This is a genomic window from Vibrio sp. M260121 (genome assembly GCF_036533715.1).
Taxonomy (GTDB): Bacteria; Pseudomonadota; Gammaproteobacteria; order Enterobacterales; family Vibrionaceae; genus Vibrio.
Genome location: NZ_JATABF010000021.1, coordinates 1 through 21,517, shown reverse-complemented (window position 1 = coordinate 21,517; position 21,517 = coordinate 1). Strand labels below are relative to the sequence as shown.

Sequence of the window (21,517 nt, the reverse complement as noted above, 5' to 3'; positions counted from 1 at the left end):
AGAGAGAAACTCATGTCTGAAAATTACGATTCATCGAGTATTAAGGTACTGAAGGGTCTGGATGCGGTACGTAAGCGTCCAGGTATGTACATCGGCGACACGGACGACGGCACTGGTCTTCACCACATGGTCTTCGAAGTGGTGGATAACTCAATTGATGAAGCGTTGGCAGGTCACTGTAAAGACATCGTTGTGACAATTCATGAGGACAACTCGGTTTCAGTTACGGATGATGGTCGTGGCATTCCAACAGAAATGCACCCAGAAGAAAAAGTATCGGCTGCAGAAGTTATCATGACGGTACTTCACGCTGGTGGTAAGTTCGACGATAACTCATACAAAGTATCGGGCGGTCTTCACGGCGTAGGTGTTTCAGTAGTAAACGCACTGTCTGAAAAAGTGGTTCTGACTATCCACCGCGGCGGTCATATTCATACGCAAACTTACCATCATGGTGAGCCTCAAGCGCCACTAGCAGTAATCGGTGATACTGAGCAAACGGGTACACAAATCCGCTTCTGGCCAAGCGCTGAAACCTTCACAAATATCGAATTCCATTACGATATCCTAGCAAAACGTCTACGTGAGCTTTCTTTCCTAAACTCAGGTGTTTCTATCAAGCTGGTTGATGAGCGTGAAGCAGACAAGAGTGACCACTTCATGTTTGAAGGCGGTATTCAAGCGTTCGTTGAACACCTAAACACCAACAAAACTCCAATCATTGAGAAAATCTTCCACTTCGATTTTGAACGTGAAGATGGCATTGCTGTAGAAGTAGCAATGCAATGGAACGACGGCTTCCAAGAGAACATCTACTGTTTCACTAACAACATCCCGCAACGCGATGGTGGTACTCACCTTGCTGGTTTCCGTGCTGCGTTAACACGTACGCTGAATACCTTTATGGATAAAGAAGGTTTCTCTAAGAAAGCGAAAACAGCAACGTCTGGTGATGACGCTCGTGAAGGTCTAACTGCGGTTGTTTCAGTTAAAGTGCCAGATCCTAAGTTCTCTAGCCAAACGAAAGACAAACTGGTTTCTTCTGAAGTGAAGTCAGCGGTTGAATCAGCAATGGGTGAGAAACTGTCTGAGTTCCTGATTGAGAACCCGACAGAAGCGAAGATGGTTTGTTCGAAAATCATCGATGCAGCTCGTGCTCGTGAAGCAGCGCGTAAAGCTCGTGAAATGACTCGTCGTAAAGGCGCACTAGACCTAGCAGGTCTACCAGGCAAACTTGCAGACTGTCAGGAAAAAGATCCAGCACTCTCTGAACTATACATAGTGGAGGGTGATTCGGCAGGCGGCTCCGCAAAACAAGGCCGTAACCGTAAGAACCAAGCAATCCTACCGCTAAAAGGTAAGATTCTTAACGTAGAAAAAGCGCGTTTCGACAAGATGCTTTCTTCTCAAGAAGTAGCTACGCTGATCACTGCACTGGGCTGTGGTATCGGTCGTGACGAGTACAACCCGGACAAACTGCGTTACCACAACATCATCATCATGACCGATGCTGACGTCGATGGTTCGCACATCCGTACGCTACTGTTGACCTTCTTCTACCGTCAAATGCCAGAGCTTATTGAGCGTGGCTACGTGTACATCGCTCAGCCACCGCTTTACAAAGTGAAGAAAGGTAAGCAAGAGCAGTACATCAAAGACGAAGACGCGATGAACCAATACCAAGTTGCTTTGGCACTTGATAACGCATCGCTACACGTAAACGCAGAAGCGCCAGCATTGGCAGGCGAAGCGCTAGAGAAGCTAGTTCAGCAATACAATGCTGGTATCAAGCTAGCGGATCGTATGAGCCGCCGTTACCCAAGCGCGCTAGTTCATGAGCTAATCTACACGCCGCGTCTAACGGCAGAGCAATGTCACGATGCAGCAGCAGTAGAAGCGTGGACAAAACAGCTAGTTGAACAGCTAAACGCGAAAGAAGTGGGCGCAAGTCAATACAGCTTTGAAGTTGAGCAACACGAAGAGCTAGGTCTAAACCTACCTAAGATCATCGTACGTACTCACGGTGTGACTCATGACTACGCACTAAGCATCGACCTACTGAACTCGAAAGAGTACGGCAAGCTAGCGGATCTATCTGAAGCACTAGACGGCCTGCTAGAAGAAGGCGCTTACATCAAGCGTGGTGAGCGTACTCAGCCGGTATCAAGCTTCGCATCGGCACTTGAGTGGCTAATCAAAGAGTCGCGTCGTGGTCTAAGCCTACAGCGCTACAAAGGTCTAGGTGAGATGAACCCAGATCAGCTTTGGGAAACCACAATGGACCCTGAGACACGTCGCATGATGCAAGTAACCATTGAAGATGCAGTAGGCGCAGACCAATTGTTCACAACGCTAATGGGTGACCAAGTTGAGCCGCGTCGTAACTTCATCGAAGAGAATGCGCTGAAAGTAGCAAACCTAGACGTTTAGACTATTTTTCCTTTGCTGGATATGCTGATTTCGTTGTCGAAGGTGCTCACATACACTTGTATGTTGCGCGCCTTCTCCTAGAACTAAGCATATCCCCCTGCGGAAAAACGAATCTAAATTTCTTTTGATAGAATTTTAAAAGCACTGCCTTCGGGTGGTGCTTTTTTATTGAGTGAGAGAAACCAGATAAAAGAGGCGAGATACGAGAACGGCTGCGCTCTATGGTTCTAAAAATATTTTCACTGGATCCCTTGAAAGCCCATTTTTCGACCTTATATCTAGTTATGAAGAGGGATGGCTAACTTGCTCAACAAGAGAAGAACAGCGCCTCAGGAATCGCTAAACGAGATCGCTCAGGAGAGGATACTCAGTTTTAGCACACAACTTGACCCTAGATTCGACATCATGTCCCCGCACCTAAAGAGTAGGTCAGAGGAATGAATCATCGGATCCCTTAGCTCGGCGTTTTCTTGCATAAATGCGCCACGTGGATGACCTTCATCTGGGCTAAGACTATTGCTTAAAAGAGGATAGATTATGCGTAATGTAGATTTCTCACCACTATACCGTAATGCAATTGGCTTCGACCGTCTGTTCAACCTGATGGAAGCAAGCTCTGCGAAGAACACTTCTGGCGGTTACCCTCCATACAACATCGAGCAAAAAGACGAGCACAACTATCGTATTACGATGGCAGTTGCAGGCTTTGCTGAAGATCAGCTCGATTTGACTCAAAACGAAAACATGTTGATTGTGAAGGGCGAGCGTAAAGCAGAAGAAGGTAAAAACTACGTTTACCAAGGCATTGCAGAACGCGATTTTGAACGTAAATTCCAACTTGCGGATTACGTAAAAGTCGTTGGTGCATCAATGGAAAACGGTCTACTTCATATCGATTTAGTTCGTGAAATTCCAGAAGCGATGCAACCGCGTAAGATTGCTATCGGTGGCAACAATCTGATTGAAAACAGCTAATCAGCTGATGACATTTCAGTTAACCAAACGGTTATAGAATGAGAAAGAGCGCCATATGGGCGCTCTTTTTAGTTTGGGGCTTTCAAAGCTGCTATTTCAAAGCCGTAATTTCAAAGAGAACAACGGCTGAGTTAACAAGTCTATTTACCTTCGCGGTAAGCCTTTTCCACTTCTTCTGCGATAATCGCAATACCTTTTTGCATCATCTCATCATCTTGAACGTAGTTCATACGCAAGCATTGGTGTGCATGATCCCACTCGTCCTTCTGACCAATAAAGAAGTATTCACCTGGAACAATCAATACCCCACGTGCTTTCAAGCGTTGGTACAACTCCATTGTCGTAATTGGCAGTTCATCGAACCATAACCACAAGAAGATAGCGCCTTCCGGTTTGTGGATGCGGAATCGCTCATCGGTAATCGCTTCTTGTAGCAGCTCAACCGCACGTTGCGACTTCTGCTTGTAGAACGGCTTAATCACCTCTGAGCTCAGTTTAAGCAGATCGCCTTTGCCAATGATGTGGTTTGCCAGCGCTGGACCAACACTGCCCGGTGCTAGGCTGATGATGCCGTTCATATTGGTTAACGCTTGAGTGATTTCTTCACTCGCAATCACAATGCCACAACGCACACCTGGCAAGCCAAGTTTAGATAGGCTCATGCATAGGATGGTGTTTTCATTCCAGAACGGCTCGACATCTTCAAAGATGATGTTCGGGAACGGCAGACCATAGGCGTTATCAATGATCAGTGGGATGTTGTTTTCACGTGCCAGTTTATCCAGCTTACGTACTTCTTCGTCTGTCAGTACGTTACCTGTTGGATTGGTTGGGCGAGACGCGCAGATTGCTGCAACAGAGTCATCGACTTTTAGCTGCTCAAAATCGACGTGGTATTTAAACAGACCGTTATCTAACAGCTCGATTTCTGGGTGGTATGAGACAAAGATATCTTCATCAATGCCTGCATCACCATAACCGATGTACTCAGGCGCGATAGGCAGTAGCACTTTCTTGTGCGAACCGTCTGGCTGTTTACCTGCCAACAAGTTGAACAAGTAGAAAAAGCCACTTTGGCTGCCGTTAGTTAGGCTGATGTTCTTCTCGGAAATATCCCAGCCGTAAGTTTCACGGAATAACTGAGCCAGCGCTTTAACGAACGCATCTTTGCCCTGCGGGCCGTCATAGTTGGCGAGGGCAGCGACAAGCTCCCCACTGGCGAGCATTTCCTCACTGGCTTGGCGAAAGTAATCGAGCATGGCAGGAATGGCGGCTGGGTTGCCTCCACCGAGCATGATGGCACCTGGTGTGCGCAGACCATCATTCAAATCGTCCATTAACTGCGTGATACCTGAATACTGATTAAATTTTTCACCAAACTTAGAGAACTGCATTTGTCGTTATACCTAATTCATTGTGATTGCTTTGTGTATGCTTTGTGCCGATGTTTTATCGGCTTATCGAGTAATCCTTGACCTTACCTCAATGCGTAATTAACGCAAAGTGTGAATTAAGCCGAAAAAGAAAAAAGTGTGTCATCAGACCAGAGGTACGAGATAAAAAGGCAAAAAGAGCAATAAAAAAGGGAAGCTTATGCTTCCCTTGCTGGTGGAGAGAGTATGACTTACTCTCCGGTGTAAACAATCAGCACCTTATCGTCTTGGTATTGGCGTTCGAACGCGTAGTAACCTTCTTGATTGCGAGTGATGTGCTTACCTTGAGCAACCGCTGGGTGGCGTTTACGGAATTCACCCAACTTTTGCCAATGTTGCAGTAGATCTTCACGCTCGCCATGAATCTTATCCCATGGCATATCTGAGCGTGTGCCTTGGTGAGCATCTGAACCAGTAATGCCAAAATCACGAGCTATCTCATCACCGTAATAGATCTGTACTGCACCTGGAGCCAGCATCAGTGCATTTGCGGCACGAGCTTGGTCATCAAAGCTGCGGCTGCGTGCTGACCAAAACAGCTGTGTATCGTGTGAAGATAGGTAGCTCAACACGTTGAACTCAGGATCGGTATTGATGCGCTCTGCATAACGGCGGTAATCATTATCAAGTTGAGCGAAACACTTCAGCGCTTTTGGTGCCACGTCAGATTGGAACTCGAAGTTGATGATGGAATCGAAGCCGTTATCGAAATACGGGCTCTTCACTACGCTGTGTGCCCACACTTCACCCGTCATCCAGAAAGGTAGATCATCCAAAGCTTTGTCCGGGTTGTTTTTCTTCCACTGGGCAAGCGCTTGGGTGGTGCTGGCTTTCAACTCTGCCCACGCTTCCATTTCAACGTGTTTAGCGGTGTCGACACGGAAGCCATCAATGCCATAGTCGCGCACCCAATCGGATAACCACGTAATCAGATGTTCACGTGGGGTTTGCAGCTCATCTTGCGCATTGGTGTTTTTATTGCGGAAGAAGTTTGGTAATCCGGTTTTCTGAGTCGATTCGGTTTTGAGATCCGGTAGGTAGTTCAAAGACATGGTGATGTCGTTGTAGCCCGGAGCATCGTAGTCACCAATGTCGGTGCGGATCCAATCTTTGCCCCACCATTTATCCCACGCTTCGCTATCACCGTATTTGATGTAGTCGTTGAAGCTGTGCCAGCTTTGTCCTGATTTTGGCTGCCAGTCGGTCCATTTTTCACCGAGGACTTCTTTGGCTTCTTGGTCATCAAGGTAAAGCTGACCAAAGCCGAATTCCTGCATGTCTGCTAATGTTGCGTAGCCTGTGTGGTTCATGACTACATCCCAAATCACGCGGATGCCTTTCTTATGAGCGGTATCAACGAAGGTTCTGAGTTCATCTTCGGTACCCATGTTGGCATCAAGCTTGGTCCAATCTTGGTGATAGTAGCCGTGGTAGCCATAGTGCTTAAAGTCGCCTTTATCGCCGCCACCAACCCAGCCGTGGATTTGTTCCAGTGGTGAGGTTATCCAGATAGCATTGACACCAAGTGATTCGATGTAATCGAGTTTTTTCGTCAGACCCGCTAAGTCACCACCGTGGAAGGTGCCAATCTCGTATTTTCCATCTTTGCTGCGACCGTAGCTGTTGTCGTTGTCTGGGTTGCCATTGTAGAAGCGGTCAGTCATGACGAAGTACACCGTCGCGTTATCCCAGCTGAACGGTTTATCGGCTTGCTGTTCAACTTCTTCTAGCAGCAGTAGACCTTGGCTCATAGGACCCGGCTGCATGGTGACGCTGCCATTGGCGACGGTGGCTTCTTGTCCGGTTAAGGCATCGCGAACGACAGTGCCATCATTAAAGGTTTGAGCAACGTTGATGGTTTTTGGCGCGTCAGTTGCGACAGGGCAAGAGTAGGTGATGTCCTGAGTCTGTTTTGGTTTGATTTTTACCGTCAGCTCATTGGTGGTTGGGTTGAGCGTAAATTGATAGTTATTGGCTTTGAAGATGCGCAGCGGCATTTGTGCGTCAGTGGCGCAGTTATCCATTTTTAATGGACGATTGAACTTGATGCGATCTTCTTCTGCTAGGGCAAAGCTACTGCCACAGCTTTGCTTGCTGTCAGCAATGGTAAAGGTGTAGCTGCCTTTATCGAGTCTTTGCTCGGCGACAAGTAAGCCTTGTGAGTTTTCCTCAAAAACAGCGGTGTCATCACCAACGCTTAATACGATGGCATTTTCTGGAATCTGGCTGCAGGCGCTCAGTAGACCGATAGAGAGTGCGAGAATTGTTTTTTTCATTGTGTCCTTCCCCCGAATAAACAGTCCAGTTATAGCAAAACTGTGCCTCTACAATCCGAGCTCTACACCAACAAGTTAAACGCGTCTCACCCTACAAATTTTAGTCTTGTTCACAAAATGAATAATAAGCGTCACCTTCATCGGTTTGAAGGCAACAAAAAAGGGAAGCAGATGCTTCCCTTTTACTTATCTCTTAATCACTTCTAAGAGTAATGAATTACTTTTGAAGCAAAGAAATGTCTGCGATCTGTAGGAACAGGTTACGCAGGTTGTTCAGTAGTGTTAGACGGTTCTTCTTAAGTGCTTCGTCGTCTGCCATTACCATTACGTTATCAAAGAACGCATCAACTGGTTCACGTAGGTCAGCTAGCTTGCTTAGGGCTTCTTGGTAGTTACCTGTAGCAAATGCTGGCTCTAGCGCTTCCGTCATTACTTCAACGCTTTCTGCTAGTGCTTTCTCTGCGTCTTCTTGTAGAAGTGCTAGGTCGATGTCTGCTGCTAGTTCGCCGTCGAATTTCGCTAGGATGTTACCTACACGTTTGTTCGCTGCTGCTAGAGACTCTGCCGCTTCCAGTTCACGGAAGTGAGAAACCGCTTTAACTCGTTGGTCGAAGTCTGCTGGTTTAGTCGGACGACGAGCTAGAACCGCTTGAATGATGTCTACGCTGAAGCCTTCGTCTTGGTACCAAGCACGGAAACGACCAAGCATGAACTCGATAACGTCTTGTTCAACGTTGTCGTTGGTTAGGCGGTCGCCAAATAGAGACTTCGCTTTCGCTACTAGGTCAACAAGATCTAGGTTGTAGCCGTATTCAACGATGATACGTAGTACACCTAGAGATGCGCGGCGTAGTGCGAATGGGTCGCTGCCTTTAGGTGCTTGACCAATACCGAAGATACCTACGATAGTGTCTAGCTTGTCTGCCATTGCAACTGCAGTTGAAACACCGTTTGATGGTAGTTCATCACCTGCGAAACGAGGCATGTATTGCTCGTTCAGTGCTACTGCAACTTCTTCTGCTTCACCGTCGTGGCGAGCATAGTGCATACCCATAACACCTTGAGTATCCGTGAATTCGAATACCATTGAGGTCATTAGGTCACATTTTGCTAGTAGACCAGCACGCTTTGATTTCTCAACGTCAGCACCGATTTGCTCAGCAATGTAGCCAGCAAGTTCTGTGATGCGGTCTGTTTTGTCTTTGATCGTACCCAGTTGCTTTTGGAAGATCGCTTGCTCTAGTTCAGGCAGACGGTCGATAAGCGGACGCTTACGGTCTGTGTTGAAGAAGAACTCTGCGTCAGCAAGACGAGGACGAACCACTTTCTCATTACCTTCGATTACGTAACGAGGCTCTTTTGATTCGATGTTCGATACGAAGATGAAGTTAGGTAGTAGCTTCTTGTTTTCGTCGTAAACAGGGAAGTATTTTTGGTCACCTTTCATGGTGTAAACCAACGCTTCAGAAGGCACTTTTAGGAACTCTTCTTCGAACTTCGCTGTTAGTACTACTGGCCATTCAACCAGAGACGTTACTTCTTCTACTAGGTCATCTTCTAGATCAGCGATACCGCCAACCGCTGCTGCCGCTTTTTGTGCGTCAGCTAGGATGATTGCTTTACGCGCTTCGTAATCTGCCATTACTTTACCGCGCTCTTCTAGGATCGCAGGGTATTGCTCAGCAGAATCGATAGTGAACTCTTGCTCACCCATGAAGCGGTGACCACGGATCGTGCGGTCAGAAGCGACACCAAGGATCTCGCCTTCGATTAGATCACTGCCCATTAGCATGGTTAGCGTCTTAACTGGACGGATAAATTGAGTCGTTTTGTTACCCCAGCGCATTGGTTTTGCGATAGGTAGGTTTGCTAGTGCTTTCGCTGCAAGTTCAACGACGATCTCAGACGTTGGCTGACCTTTCACTTCTTGTTTGAACAGTAGCCATTCACCTTTGTCTGTTACCATGCGCTCTGCTTGGTCAACCGTGATGCCACAACCGCGTGCCCAGCCTTGAGCCGCTTTTGTTGGGTTGCCTTCCGCGTCAAACGCTGCAGAAACCGCAGGACCACGTTTTTCAACAACTTTGTCAGACTGGCTGTCTGCTAGTGCTGCTACTTTTAATGCAAGACGACGAGGTGCCGCGAACCATTTCACGCCTTCGTGAGCAAGCTCAGCGCCTTTTAGTTCTGTTTCGAAGTTTGCTGCAAATGCTTCAGCTAGAGTGCGAAGTTGCGTTGGTGGTAGCTCTTCTGTACCTAGCTCGATTAGAAATTCTTTTGCCATGTTACTCTACCCCTTACGCTTGTTCTTTCTTACACATTGGGAAGCCAAGAGCTTCACGCGATGCGTAGTATGCTTCTGCAACTGCTTTCGTCAGGTTGCGGATGCGCAGGATGTAACGTTGACGTTCAGTTACTGAGATCGCTTTACGTGCGTCTAGTAAGTTGAATGCGTGACCTGCTTTAAGGATGCGCTCGTAAGCTGGTAGTGGCAGTGGCTTTTCAAGCTCAAGCAGCTCTTTACACTCTTTTTCACATTGCTCAAAGAAGCTGAATAGGAATTCAACGTCAGCATGTTCAAAGTTGTAAGTCGATTGCTCTACTTCGTTTTGGTGGAAGATATCACCGTAAGTCACTTTGCTGCCATCTGGTGCGATGTTCCAAGTAAGATCGTAAACTGAATCTACTTCTTGGATGTACATTGCTAGACGTTCGATACCGTAAGTGATCTCACCTGTTACTGGTTTACACTCAAGGCCGCCAACTTGCTGGAAGTAAGTGAACTGAGTCACTTCCATGCCGTTTAGCCAAACTTCCCAGCCTAGACCCCATGCGCCTAGTGTTGGGTTTTCCCAGTTGTCTTCTACGAAACGGATGTCGTGTACAAGTGGGTCAATACCAAGTACTTCTAGAGAACCTAAGTACAACTCTTGAATATTGTCTGGCGATGGTTTTAGCGCTACTTGGAATTGGTAGTAGTGCTGAAGGCGGTTAGGGTTTTCACCGTAACGACCATCAGTAGGACGACGTGAAGGTTGTACGTAAGCTGTAGACATTGGCTCTGGGCCAAGTGCTCGTAGACATGTCATTGGGTGAGAGGTACCCGCACCTACTTCCATATCTAGCGGTTGAACAATGGTGCAACCATTTTGAGCCCAATAATCCTGCAGCGCGAGGATCATTCCCTGGAAGGTTTTGATATCGTATTTTTGCATAAGTCAGGTTCGCGCGATTCTCTTATTACTTGTGAATACATCTCTTTTTTGTTGGGTTTTCTTGCCTCAACAATGGCGATTCAAAGTAATGACGGTTGAATAAATTAACAATCAAGTATACCCAGATATTGAGCATGGGAGTAGAGCTAATCTTGATTAATTCGTGGGCAATTTTCTCCTTTAATGGATTTTTACCGCTTTATCTGCTGAATTTTTCCTAAAAGGGAGTTTTCACTGGCTTTCGCTCTTGAGGTGATGAGGAAACATGGCTAGAATTGCGCCTGTCTTTGGGGAGTAGCTTACTCGATGAAATGTCTGTTTCATTCAGTTCGTTCGTCAACATAATTGGTGCAAAATCACCATGGCGCTCGAGACTCATCAGCCCGATGAGTTTAGCAAGACCTTAGACAAATCATCACGAACCGGGGTGGGGCGTGAGGTTTGTCTATGGTTAAAAATAATTATCCCGCCCCAATGAGCATGTCGTGAGCGTTTTAGCTATTTCAATTACTACTGTAGCGTTAGCAGAAATTGGCGATAAGACCCAATTGCTATCTCTATTACTCGCCAGTCGTTACCGCAAACCAATCCCAATTATTGCAGCAATCTTTTTGGCAACCATTGCCAACCACGCTTTGGCTGCATGGTTAGGTGTGGTTGTGGCCGATTATCTTTCACCAGAAGTCCTTAAGTGGGTGCTAGTGGTCAGTTTTGTCGCCATGGCGGCTTGGGTATTGATCCCGGATAAACTGGATGACGACGAGCAGATCTCTAACCGAGGCCCATTCATTGCTAGTTTTATTGCCTTCTTTGTTGCGGAGATTGGCGACAAAACTCAGATCGCCACTTCTATCTTGGGGGCGCAATACGCAGATGCGTTGAGTTGGGTAATTCTTGGTACTACGATCGGTATGCTGCTGGCTAATGTGCCTGTGGTTTTAATCGGTAAGCTATCGGCGGACAAGATGCCTTTAGGGTTGATTCGTAAGGTAACCGCTTTCCTATTTGTTGCTCTTGCTATTGGTGCAGCACTATTCTGATTTTTCCACGTAAATGGTGTTAATTATCAATAACTAGTGAAGTAATGCGCGAGTTCAAACTCCGGCTCAAAATCATTCAAGACCGTGACGGGTGACATATTAGTGCCATACTTGTCATGGTACTTTAATGGTGTGAATGATGGCGAGAGGGCAAGTTTATGCTTACACGTTATATGGGGATGTCCCCAAAGAGTCAGAGTTATTTATTCACCTTTGGTTTGGCGTTGTGCTTGTTGGCTATGGTGCTGACTGATATGTGGCTGCCGATTGTGGCAGGGACCTTCATCCTTACCGGTCTAACGGTAGAGGCTTGGATTCGAGTCGCGCATATTATCCCAATGCACGAAGAGATGCGTGCAATGAGAAAGCAACTGAACAAGCTACAATCTGAAGTTCGCACACTAGAATACGATGAATAAACAAACGGCAGCCTATTGGGCTGCCGTTTTTGATCTTGCTGAGATTATTCCAAACCTTTCTTAATTAGGTACTGGTATGGAAGCTGCTCCGTTTGTGCCGCAATCAACTGGTGATCCATAAATCGACAGAAACTCGGGATATCTCGAGTCGTAGATGGGTCGTCCGCTTTAACCAGCAACACCTCACCATCTTGCATGTTTCGAATTGTCTTCCTGACCATCATCACTGGCTCTGGGCAGCGTAATCCTTCCGCCTCTAATGTCTTGGTCGCCAGTTCAGGATTAAAACTCATAATGTGATTCTCGTAACTAACTGAGCGGTGAATTTTACTTTCGTTGAAAAAATATTCAATAACCACTTGGCAAACCGAATTTTTTGATTTACCTTAAATTAACAATTTGGTAACAACTGGTAAGGAGAGACGATGTTAACAGCGTTAGACAGACTAACCATCTATTCGGTTTTGTGTTTCATCTCGTTCTGCGCATTAGTACTCAGAACACCAGCTGAAACCTCATTGCTGCCTCTTGTAGGCATGAGTGCAACGATTATTGGGATTTGGATTGAGATGCACAAATGGTCAGGTGCATCTGAGCAAGAAAATTAGCGCTTCTTGCTGCAATCGGAACCTATTGATATACCGCTCACCAAGTTTAACGACACTTCATTCCGACACTATCCCCATTTTTCTTGGGCTTCCCCGCTGAAAGGCGGGATTTTTTTTGCCTGAAGAGTACAATTTACCTAAATCCCCTACATGGTAAGTGGCAAATCGTGGAATTAGAAGACATCTATCGTCGAGATCTGAACTTATTGGTCGCATTACGTGTACTGATCGAAGAGAGCAGTGTCAGTAAAGCAGCAACGCGTCTCAATTTAAGCCAATCGGCAATGAGTCGTGTGCTAGGGCGTTTACGCGATCTGCTTGGTGATCCGCTGTTTACGCGTCAAGGTCAGCACTTGATCCCAACTCAAAAAGCGTTAGAAATTGATCGTTCTTTGGGTGAGCCTTTGGAGTCACTACGCCAATTGCTTTCTCCACGTGAGTTTGATCCACGCAGTTGTGATCAGACGTTTAATATCGCGACAACTGATTACGCGATGCAAACCATTCTGCCCTTCGCGTTGCCGCGTATCTATCAAGAAGCACCGAATGTGTCGTTTAACTTCTTGCCGCTGCAACATGACCGCTTATCTGATCAATTAACATATGAAGGCGCGGACTTAGCGATTTGTCGTCCAACAGGTCCAGTGGAGCCATTACGCAGTGAAGTGTTAGGGCGAGTTGGTGTGTTGTGTATGCTATCTAAGCAGCATCCGCTAGCTGAGAAAGAGATGAGTCTGGATGATTATCTCAGTCATCCGCATGCCATGATTGCCATTAGTGATGGGGTTAAAGCGCTGATTGAACAAGCGCTCGTGGAGAAGCCGCAACGTCAGATGGTATTACGCGCTTATCACTTGGAAGCGGCGCTGGCGATCGTTGATACTCTGCCAATTATTATTACCGTGCCTGCCGATTTAGCGTACTTGGTTGCTGATCGCTATGACTTAGTAGTGAAGCCATTACCATTCCAATTCACGCCGTTTGAATATTCGATGATTTGGCACGCACGTTGCGAACACTCTCCCGCTCAAGAATGGTTGCGTGCAGTAGTTCGTGAAGAATGTAGTCGTCTTATTGCTAAACGAATTGAAGATATGGGGTTGGACTGATTTCTCCAAAAGTCGAAATAGCAAAAAGCCGGGCAATGACCCGGCTTTGTTTATTCTATCGAAGAGTTAACGCTTATAACTTGATAACCACACGACCAGTTACTTGACCGTTTGTGATGTCTTCAGCGTATTTTGGTGCTTCTGCTAGCTCTACTTCAGTACAAGCTTGCTCGAAGTAGCTGTCTGGTAGTAGTTCTACCAATTTTTCCCATGCTGCAGTACGTTTTTCAAATGGGCATGAAACAGAATCCACACCTTGTAGACGAACGTTACGTAGAATGAATGGCATCACTGTCGTCGGTAGATCGAAGCCACCTGCAAGACCACAAGCTGCGACTGCACTGTTGTAATCCATTTGCGCCAATACTTTTGCTAGCACTTTGCTGCCTACGGTATCAACCGCACCTGCCCATACTTGCTTTTCAAGCGGACGTGCTGGTTCTTCAAACTCAACACGGTCGATGATGCGGCTAGCTCCTAGCTTTTCTAGTAGCGGACCATTTTGTTCAACACGACCTGTCACGGCTGCCACTTTGTAGCCAAGCTGTGCTAGAAGCGTCACAGCTACTGAGCCTACACCGCCACTTGCGCCAGTTACTAGGATTTCACCATTTTCAGGTTTGATGCCTGCATCAAGCAGTGCTTGAACACACAGCATGCCAGTGAAACCAGCAGTACCAACCATCATGGCTTTCTTGCTGTCCAGACCTTTTGGTAGTGGTACTAGCCAATCCGCTTTTAGACGAGCACGTTGAGACATACCGCCCCAATGGTTTTCACCCACACCCCAACCAGTAAGAACAACTTTGTCGCCTGCTTGGTAGCGGTCGTCTTCTGAGCTTACTACCGTACCTGCTAGGTCAATACCCGGCACCATCGGGAAGTTACGGATGATTTTACCTTTACCTGTAATTGCAAGACCGTCTTTGTAGTTCAACGATGAGTAATCAACGTCAATCAGAACGTCGCCTTCAGGCAGTTGTGTTTCATCGATTTGCTCGATGCTAGCGATAGTACGTTTGTCTTCTTGATTTAGAACTAGAGCATTAAACATAAGGTTCTCCGATTGTGCGGTAGCGTGACTCTGGGTCACATGCAGCAAGATATCAACTGGTGCTAAGTGTATGTCTTCTTTGTCTATGAATAAAATGAAACTTGAGCATTTAATGTATGCTTTTGGTGCATGTAAGCAATGTTTGGCGTAAAACAAAGGGCGGCATCAGATGCCGCCCTTAAGTGTAAACCTAAAACTTTTCAGTATTGGAGTATTTGCTGCGATTCTCAAATAACCTAAGGTCGTTCAAACACGGTCGCAATGCCCTGGCCTAAACCGATACACATGGTTGCCAGACCGTATTTCGCGTCTTTCGCTTCCATAAGGTTGATTAACGTTGTTGAGATACGTGAGCCAGAACAACCAAGCGGGTGACCCAATGCAATCGCACCCCCGTTAAGGTTGACCTTCTCATCCATCACATCAAGCAGACCCAAGTCTTTAGCACACGGTAGAGATTGCGCTGCAAATGCTTCGTTTAGCTCAACCACATCCATGTCTTCAATTGAAAGACCAGCACGTTTGAGTGCTTTTTGCGTCGCAGGTACAGGACCGTAACCCATGATTGAAGGATCGCAGCCCGCAATTGCCATACCTTTAATGCGTGCGCGAATCTTCAAACCAAGTTCATTGGCTTTCTCTTCGCTCATGATCAACATCGCTGATGCACCATCAGACAGCGCTGATGATGTACCGGCTGTTACTGTACCGTTTGCTGGGTCGAAAACAGGACGAAGTTGAGACAGACCTTCAACGGATGTTTCAGGGCGAATCACTTCATCGTAATCCAGAGTGAACAGCGTGCCGTCAGCCGCATGACCTTCAATTGGTAGGATTTCGTTTTTAAAACGACCCTCTACGGTTGCAGCATGTGCACGAGCATGAGAGCGCGCAGCAAACTCGTCTTGTTGCTCACGGCTAATGCCATGCAGCTTACCAAGCATTTCGGCCGTTAAGCCCATCATGCCGGCTGCTTTTGCAACTGTCTTTGACATACCTGGGTGGAAGTCCACGCCGTGGTTCATTGGTACGTGTCCCATGTGCTCAACACCACCAATTAGGCAGATTTCAGCGTCACCCGTCATGATGGCACGTGTACCGTCGTGAAGCGCTTGCATGGATGAACCACACAGGCGGTTAACCGTCACGGCGCCAATCTCAATTGGTAGACCAGCAAGTAGCGCCGCATTACGTGCCACGTTAAAGCCTTGTTCTAGGGTTTGTTGTACACAGCCCCAGTAGATATCTTCAATCTCGCTTGGGTTTACTTGTGGGTTACGTGCAAGAATACCTTTCATTAGGCGCGCAGATAGATCTTCTGCTCGTGTATGACGGAAAGCACCACCTTTAGAGCGACCCATTGGCGTACGTAGACAATCGACTACGACAACATTTCTTGTTTGATTAGTCATTTTAGAATCCCTCCTTAGATAGAACCTTGCTGTTGTGCACCGTAAAAGCTTTCACCTTTCGCCGCCATATCAATCAGCATCTGTGGTACTTGGTACATAGCACCAAGCTCTGAGTATTGTTTTGCCATTGCAACAAACTCAGCAATACCTACGCTATCTAGGTAGCGGAATACGCCGCCGCGGAATGGAGGGAAACCAAGACCGTAAACCAATGCCATATCCGCTTCTTGTGGAGTGGCAATGATGCCTTCTTGTAGACACAGTACCACTTCGTTGATCATCGGAATCATCATACGTTGAATGATGGTCTGATCGTCAAAGCGTTCTTTGTCATGGAAAGGCTTATCGGCACAAACGTCGGCGAGTACCGGCAAGATTTCTTCAGAGAAGGTTTTCTTAGGCTTACCTTTTCTATCAATGGTGTAGCTGTAGAAGCCATTGCCATTCTTCTGACCGTATTTATCTGCTTCGAACAGCGCATCTATTGCGTCACGACCTTGTTTGCCCATACGCTCAGGGAAGCCCTGCGCCATAACGGCTTGTGCGTGGTGAGCCGTATCAATACCAACAACATCGAGCAAGTATGCAGGTCCCATTGGCCAGCCAAACTTGCGCTCCATGATTTTGTCGATTTTCGTAAAGTCTGCACCATCGCGAAGTAGCATGCTGAAGCCGCCAAAGTACGGGAACAGTACGCGGTTAACAAAGAATCCTGGGCAGTCATTAACGACAATTGGTGATTTGCCCATTTTCGCTGCGTAGGCAACAACACGATTGATGGTTTCATCAGAGGTGTGTTCACCACGGATGATCTCAACAAGAGGCATGCGATGCACTGGGTTGAAGAAGTGCATGCCACAGAAGTTCTCTGGGCGTTTTAGCGATTTTGCTAATAGATTGATAGGAATCGTCGAGGTGTTTGAGGTGATAACCGTGTCTTCACCGACATGCGATTCAACTTCACTCAAAACTGCTGCTTTTACTTTCGGGTTTTCTACTACGGCCTCAACAATCACGTCTGATTCTTCGATACCTGCGTAATGTAGGCTCGGTGTGATAGACGCTAAAATACCAGCCATCTTAAAGCCATCAATGCGACCACGAGATAAGCGTTTATTTAGCAGCTTAGATGCTTCAGTCATGCCTAAATCGAGTGAAGGTTGCGCGATGTCTTTCATTAACACCGGTACGCCTTTTAATGCAGATTGGTAGGCGATGCCGCCGCCCATAATGCCCGCACCAAGCACAGCCGCACGTTGCGTGTCTTTACTCGCTAACTTAGCCGATTTTTTAGCAAGCCCTTTGATGTATTGGTCGTTAAGGAACAAACCAACCAGTGATTTTGCTTCTTCAGACTTAGCCAGTTTTACGAAGTGCTTCCGTTCAATGTCGAGTGCTTCGTTACGAGCAAAGCGAGCGCCTTCTTCAATAGTAATAACGGCAGTCATTGGAGCTGGGTAGTGAGGACCCGCTTTCTGAGCCACTAGACCCTTCGCCATGGTAAAGCTCATCATTGATTCAAGCTTACTTAGCGTTAGAGGTGATGTCTTTTGCTTGCGACGAGCTTGCCAATCTAGTTTTTCGTTGATTGCCGATGTCAGTGTTTGTAGTGCTGACTCGTAAAGTGCGTCGGTATCAACAACCGCATCAAGAAGACCAATTTTTAACGCTTCATCCGCACGACACGCTTTACCTTGAGTGATCACTTCCATTGCGCTGTCGGCACCAATAACACGTGGCAGACGCACACAACCACCAAAGCCCGGCATGATACCGAGTTTCGTTTCTGGTAGACCGATGCTGGTGGTCTTGTCTCCAATTCTCATGTCAGTCGCAAGCACACACTCACAACCGCCACCTAACGTGTGGCCTTTTAGTACCGAGATAGTTGGGACAGGCAAGTCTTCCAGCTTGTTGAAGATGCTGTTAGCAAATTGCAGCCACTGATCGAGCTCAGCGTCTGTCTTGGCAAAAAGACCTAAGAATTCGGTGATATCAGCGCCAACAATGAACGCGTCTTTATCTGAGGTGAGCATCAAGCCCTTCAGTCCTTGGTGCGCTTTTAGTGCATCAAGGGCTTTGTCGAGTGACTCTAGTGTCGCTAGGTCGAGCTTGTTAACGGATTTTGGAGAGCAGAAGCTTAGTTCTGCAATACCATCTTGTACTTCCTTTACCTGTAGGGTTTCGGCTTGGTAAATCATTGTCTATCTCCATGACATACAATCTTGGATTGTCTGTATACCAATTTGATGCGGGCTGAGCGCCTGTAGGGCAAGAAATTGATATAGAGGAAAGTCGTTTTATTTATTGTTCTGGTTAGACCAGTGAAGTTAGTTTGGACTTCGGATTGGTTAATTTCAATACATTTTTTAAACAAGTGTTTAACATTGTGCGCTAAGGCAGATCTTATGCGACTCACAATTACCTCTCGTGATAGACTCTGAACAAAGAGAAAAGTGACCTAATCCTATGAATGACCTGCCTTATCTGATTCCTGCTCAGCCTGCTCAATTTGAAGAAGAGATCAAAAAGAGTGTCTTTATTACTTACTTAGCACACACGCCAAGCGTGGAAGCGGCGAAAGCATTCGTTGAACAGATCAAAACCAAGCATTCTGATGCAAGACACAACTGCTGGGGATTTGTTGCTGGTCGACCAGAAGATTCGATGAAGTGGGGCTTTAGTGATGATGGGGAACCTTCAGGGACGGCAGGTAAACCGATCCTTGCTCAGCTGTCTGGCTCCGGAGTTGGAGAGATTACAGCTGTAGTGACTCGATATTCTGGCGGCATTAAGCTTGGTACAGGTGGTTTGGTCAAAGCCTATGGTGGCGGCGTGCAACAAGCGCTCAAGCTGCTTCAAACAATTGAGAAAAAAATAACCACAAAACTCAGACTAGAGTTAGACTATGGGTTTATGCCTATCGCACAGTCGCTTATGCCCCAGTTTGGTGCGGTTGAAGTGGATGCTGAATACAGCGATCAGGTGGTATTAGTGGTGGAAATTGAGCTACGTGAAGTGAGCGCGTTTACCCAAGCTATCATCAACAAAAGTGGTGCAAAGGCAATTGTCACCCCACTAGACGGACAATAATGAAAAATAGGAAGCCACAGGGACAGCTTCGCTAGTCAATCAATCCATGCAATTTCGTTCAATTATTCGAATCGTCGGGCTATTGCTCGCACTTTTTAGTGTCACAATGCTCGCGCCTGCGCTGGTTGCGCTTATCTATCGAGATGGTGCGGGTGTACCTTTTGTCACGACTTTCTTCGTACTTCTCGTATGTGGTGGGATATGTTGGTTCCCAAACCGCAGGCATAAACACGAGCTTAAAGCGCGTGATGGCTTCCTTATTGTTGTTCTTTTCTGGACTGTACTCGGTAGTGCTGGCTCTATTCCTTTCCTTATCTCAGATAATCCCAATGTATCTGTGACTGACGCCTTTTTTGAGTCCTTCTCTGCTTTAACGACGACGGGGGCGACGGTGATCGTCGGGCTCGACGAGTTGCCAAAAGCGATTCTCTTTTATCGCCAACTTCTACAGTGGTTTGGCGGTATGGGTATCATCGTATTGGCGGTAGCCATTCTTCCTGTTCTTGGTATCGGTGGTATGCAGCTGTATAGAGCCGAAATACCAGGACCAGTAAAAGATACTAAGATGACCCCACGTATTGCTGAGACAGCAAAAGCACTGTGGTACATCTACTTGAGTTTGACTATCGCATGTGCCGTAGCATTTTGGCTAGCAGGCATGACGCCGTTTGATGCCATTAGTCATAGCTTCTCCACGATTGCCATCGGTGGTTTCTCTACGCACGATGCCAGCATGGGCTATTTCGATAGTTATGCCATTAACATGATTACCGTTGTCTTCTTATTAATCTCGGCATGTAACTATTCTTTGCACTTTGCCGCGTTTGCGTCTGGTGGCGTGCATCCTAAATACTATTGGAAAGACCCAGAGTTTCGCGCGTTTATCTTTATTCAAGTGGTTCTGTTCTTGGTTTGCTTCTTATTATTATTGAATCATCACTCGTATGACTCTCCTTATGATGCCTTCGACCAAGCCTTGTTCCAAACTGTGTCAATCTCTACTACTGCAGGTTTTACTACAACCGGCTTTGCTGATTGGCCGTTGTTCTTGCCAGTGTTGTTATTGTTCTCTTCTTTCATCGGTGGTTGTGCTGGTTCGACTGGTGGTGGCATGAAAGTGATCCGTATTCTGCTACTGACCTTACAAGGTGCTCGTGAGCTGAAGCGTTTGGTGCACCCTCGTGCGGTGTACACCATCAAAGTGGGTGGCAGTGCGCTACCGCAGCGTGTTGTTGATGCGGTTTGGGGATTCTTTTCTGCGTACGCGCTAGTATTTGTGGTTTGTATGCTGGGGTTAATTGCGACTGGCATGGATGAGCTAAGCGCGTTCTCGGCGGTAGCTGCGACTCTGAACAACCTCGGTCCTGGCTTAGGGGAAGTAGCACTTCACTTTGGTGATGTTAATGACAAAGCAAAATGGGTATTGATTGTTTCTATGCTGTTTGGTCGTTTGGAAATCTTTACCTTACTTATTTTACTTACGCCGACGTTTTGGCGCAGTTAAGGGGAAATCGTGGCAAAAGCATTATTTCTATATTCTTCCCGAGAAGGGCAGACTAAAAAAATTCTCCACTATATAGATGAGCAGCTATTAGAATTCGATTGCGAGCTGGTGGATCTACATAGTGTAGAGACGATTGATTTCAGCCAATACGACAGAGTATTGATTGGAGCCTCTATTCGTTATGGTCATCTTAATAAGAAGCTGTACCAGTTTATTGAGCGAAACCTCAATCAACTTGAACAAAGTAAAGTGGCATTTTTCTGCGTAAACCTAACTGCTCGCAAAGAAGACCAAGGAAAAGATACGCCAGAGGGGAGCGCTTACATTCGTAAGTTCCTGACCAAGTCGCCTTGGAAACCAATCTTAATTGGTGTTTTTGCTGGTGCTCTGTATTACCCTCGTTATGGTTGGTTCGACAAAACTATGATTAAGTTCATTATGTCGATGACAGGGGGCGAAACAGATACAACCAAAGAAGTGGAATACACCAATTGGGAAAAAGTGGCTCTTTTCGCAGATAAATTCAAAGAACTGTAGAAATAACGTGCTCTTTTGACCGCTTTTGACGCAAATTTATCCGAACGATAAAAAAATCAAAAAAAACGAGAAAAAGGGCTTGCCAATGTGATCGCAATCTCTATAATGCCACCTCGCTGACACGGCAACGCTTCGAAGCTTAGGTTTTGAAAGTAAGAAGCCAAGTTAGCAAGCCAATTAGCCAAGCGGAAACGCTTGAAAAAAGTTTGAAAAAAGTGATTGACACTAAACTTTAACTCGCTAAAATGGCCGTCCGATTTGAGCAACGCTCAATAGGAAAGCTCTTTAACAATATAGACCTATCAATCTGTGTGGGCACTCGTTGATGATAATCCAATTAGATACCTCGGTATCAAATTAGGTTTCAATGAAACGAAGTGACCATTGAATCGAAAGATTCAGCACAGTCAAT

At 46.5% G+C, this 21,517-nt stretch carries 17 protein-coding genes; 9 read left to right on the top strand and 8 right to left on the bottom strand.

Annotated elements, in window-relative coordinates; genetic code table 11:
- Positions 1-12 precede the first annotated feature (12 nt).
- Positions 13-2,430 carry a DNA topoisomerase (ATP-hydrolyzing) subunit B gene (gene gyrB, locus QTO06_RS13020; RefSeq protein ID WP_331408390.1) on the top strand — a complete coding sequence of 806 codons (2,418 nt, stop codon included), beginning with the start codon at positions 13-15 and terminating at the stop codon, positions 2,428-2,430.
- Positions 2,431-2,967: 537 nt separating this feature from the next.
- Complete coding sequence (locus QTO06_RS13015; RefSeq protein WP_005426066.1) at positions 2,968-3,405, top strand: Hsp20 family protein; 438 nt, start codon at positions 2,968-2,970, stop codon at positions 3,403-3,405.
- 140 nt (positions 3,406-3,545) lie between these two features.
- Here the strand turns inward: QTO06_RS13015 and QTO06_RS13010 are convergent, their stop codons facing one another.
- The 4 genes from QTO06_RS13010 to glyQ all read right to left on the bottom strand — a co-directional run bounded on the left by QTO06_RS13010 (position 3,546) and on the right by glyQ (position 10,329).
- Positions 3,546-4,799, bottom strand: coding sequence for a valine--pyruvate transaminase (locus QTO06_RS13010; protein ID WP_038885246.1), 1,254 nt, complete (start codon positions 4,797-4,799; stop codon positions 3,546-3,548).
- Between the two features lie 230 nt (positions 4,800-5,029).
- Positions 5,030-7,114, bottom strand: coding sequence for an alpha-amylase (locus QTO06_RS13005; RefSeq protein WP_331408389.1), 2,085 nt, complete (start codon positions 7,112-7,114; stop codon positions 5,030-5,032).
- Between the two features lie 217 nt (positions 7,115-7,331).
- Positions 7,332-9,398 (bottom strand): glycine--tRNA ligase subunit beta, encoded by a 2,067-nt coding sequence (gene glyS / locus QTO06_RS13000; RefSeq protein ID WP_151514369.1) that lies wholly within the window; start codon positions 9,396-9,398, stop codon positions 7,332-7,334.
- Between the two features lie 13 nt (positions 9,399-9,411).
- Positions 9,412-10,329 carry a glycine--tRNA ligase subunit alpha gene (gene glyQ, locus QTO06_RS12995; RefSeq protein WP_038885249.1) on the bottom strand — a complete coding sequence of 306 codons (918 nt, stop codon included), beginning with the start codon at positions 10,327-10,329 and terminating at the stop codon, positions 9,412-9,414.
- 485 nt (positions 10,330-10,814) lie between these two features.
- Here glyQ and QTO06_RS12990 point away from each other — a divergent pair, with 485 nt between their 5' ends.
- On the top strand, positions 10,815-11,369 hold the full coding sequence (locus tag QTO06_RS12990; protein ID WP_005426057.1) for a TMEM165/GDT1 family protein: 555 nt from the start codon (positions 10,815-10,817) through the stop codon (positions 11,367-11,369).
- A gap of 158 nt (positions 11,370-11,527) precedes the next feature.
- Positions 11,528-11,788: a hypothetical protein gene (locus QTO06_RS12985; RefSeq protein ID WP_005426054.1), complete on the top strand. Its 261-nt coding sequence runs from the start codon at positions 11,528-11,530 to the stop codon at positions 11,786-11,788.
- Between the two features lie 44 nt (positions 11,789-11,832).
- Here QTO06_RS12985 and tusA read toward each other — a convergent pair whose 3' ends face one another.
- Positions 11,833-12,081 (bottom strand): sulfurtransferase TusA, encoded by a 249-nt coding sequence (gene tusA, locus QTO06_RS12980; RefSeq protein ID WP_005426051.1) that lies wholly within the window; start codon positions 12,079-12,081, stop codon positions 11,833-11,835.
- Positions 12,082-12,213: 132 nt separating this feature from the next.
- On the opposite strand from tusA, the gene QTO06_RS12975 reads away from it, so the two are divergent.
- Both QTO06_RS12975 and QTO06_RS12970 read left to right on the top strand, forming a co-directional pair.
- Positions 12,214-12,396 (top strand): hypothetical protein, encoded by a 183-nt coding sequence (locus tag QTO06_RS12975; RefSeq protein WP_009708062.1) that lies wholly within the window; start codon positions 12,214-12,216, stop codon positions 12,394-12,396.
- A gap of 167 nt (positions 12,397-12,563) precedes the next feature.
- Complete coding sequence (locus QTO06_RS12970) at positions 12,564-13,505, top strand: LysR family transcriptional regulator (protein WP_009699107.1); 942 nt, start codon at positions 12,564-12,566, stop codon at positions 13,503-13,505.
- Between the two features lie 73 nt (positions 13,506-13,578).
- Here the strand turns inward: QTO06_RS12970 and acuI are convergent, their stop codons facing one another.
- The 3 genes from acuI to fadB form a co-directional block, all read right to left on the bottom strand.
- Positions 13,579-14,559, bottom strand: a complete 981-nt coding sequence (gene acuI / locus QTO06_RS12965; protein WP_005451082.1) for an acrylyl-CoA reductase (NADPH) — start codon at positions 14,557-14,559, stop codon at positions 13,579-13,581.
- 236 nt (positions 14,560-14,795) lie between these two features.
- Entirely contained in the window at positions 14,796-15,971 is a 1,176-nt protein-coding gene (gene fadA, locus QTO06_RS12960; RefSeq protein WP_005426042.1) for an acetyl-CoA C-acyltransferase FadA, read from the bottom strand.
- 14 nt (positions 15,972-15,985) lie between these two features.
- On the bottom strand, positions 15,986-18,172 hold the full coding sequence (fadB, locus tag QTO06_RS12955) for a fatty acid oxidation complex subunit alpha FadB (protein ID WP_331408384.1): 2,187 nt from the start codon (positions 18,170-18,172) through the stop codon (positions 15,986-15,988).
- Positions 18,173-18,440: 268 nt separating this feature from the next.
- Here fadB and QTO06_RS12950 point away from each other — a divergent pair, with 268 nt between their 5' ends.
- The 3 genes from QTO06_RS12950 to hemG are packed head-to-tail and all read left to right on the top strand — an operon-like array spanning position 18,441 to position 21,105.
- Positions 18,441-19,064 carry a YigZ family protein gene (locus QTO06_RS12950; RefSeq protein ID WP_009699111.1) on the top strand — a complete coding sequence of 208 codons (624 nt, stop codon included), beginning with the start codon at positions 18,441-18,443 and terminating at the stop codon, positions 19,062-19,064.
- Between the two features lie 46 nt (positions 19,065-19,110).
- Positions 19,111-20,568, top strand: coding sequence for a TrkH family potassium uptake protein (locus QTO06_RS12945; RefSeq protein WP_005451087.1), 1,458 nt, complete (start codon positions 19,111-19,113; stop codon positions 20,566-20,568).
- A gap of 9 nt (positions 20,569-20,577) precedes the next feature.
- The gene (gene hemG / locus QTO06_RS12940; protein WP_005451088.1) at positions 20,578-21,105 is read left to right on the top strand and encodes a menaquinone-dependent protoporphyrinogen IX dehydrogenase; all 528 of its coding nucleotides are present in this window, start codon (positions 20,578-20,580) and stop codon (positions 21,103-21,105) included.
- The last annotated feature ends 412 nt before the right edge of the window (positions 21,106-21,517 follow it).

Bases quoted from the DNA above. Each gene is read 5' to 3' on its own strand.
- gyrB (WP_331408390.1), top strand. From the start codon at position 13: ATGTCTGAAAATTACGATTCATCGAGTATTAAGGTACTGAAGGGTCTG.
- QTO06_RS13015 (WP_005426066.1), top strand. From the start codon at position 2,968: ATGCGTAATGTAGATTTCTCACCACTATACCGTAATGCAATTGGCTTC.
- QTO06_RS13010 (WP_038885246.1), bottom strand. From the start codon at position 4,799: ATGCAGTTCTCTAAGTTTGGTGAAAAATTTAATCAGTATTCAGGTATC.
- QTO06_RS13005 (WP_331408389.1), bottom strand. From the start codon at position 7,114: ATGAAAAAAACAATTCTCGCACTCTCTATCGGTCTACTGAGCGCCTGC.
- glyS (WP_151514369.1), bottom strand. From the start codon at position 9,398: ATGGCAAAAGAATTTCTAATCGAGCTAGGTACAGAAGAGCTACCACCA.
- glyQ (WP_038885249.1), bottom strand. From the start codon at position 10,329: ATGCAAAAATACGATATCAAAACCTTCCAGGGAATGATCCTCGCGCTG.
- QTO06_RS12985 (WP_005426054.1), top strand. From the start codon at position 11,528: ATGCTTACACGTTATATGGGGATGTCCCCAAAGAGTCAGAGTTATTTA.
- tusA (WP_005426051.1), bottom strand. From the start codon at position 12,081: ATGAGTTTTAATCCTGAACTGGCGACCAAGACATTAGAGGCGGAAGGA.
- QTO06_RS12975 (WP_009708062.1), top strand. From the start codon at position 12,214: ATGTTAACAGCGTTAGACAGACTAACCATCTATTCGGTTTTGTGTTTC.
- acuI (WP_005451082.1), bottom strand. From the start codon at position 14,559: ATGTTTAATGCTCTAGTTCTAAATCAAGAAGACAAACGTACTATCGCT.
- fadA (WP_005426042.1), bottom strand. From the start codon at position 15,971: ATGACTAATCAAACAAGAAATGTTGTCGTAGTCGATTGTCTACGTACG.
- fadB (WP_331408384.1), bottom strand. From the start codon at position 18,172: ATGATTTACCAAGCCGAAACCCTACAGGTAAAGGAAGTACAAGATGGT.
- QTO06_RS12950 (WP_009699111.1), top strand. From the start codon at position 18,441: ATGAATGACCTGCCTTATCTGATTCCTGCTCAGCCTGCTCAATTTGAA.
- QTO06_RS12945 (WP_005451087.1), top strand. From the start codon at position 19,111: ATGCAATTTCGTTCAATTATTCGAATCGTCGGGCTATTGCTCGCACTT.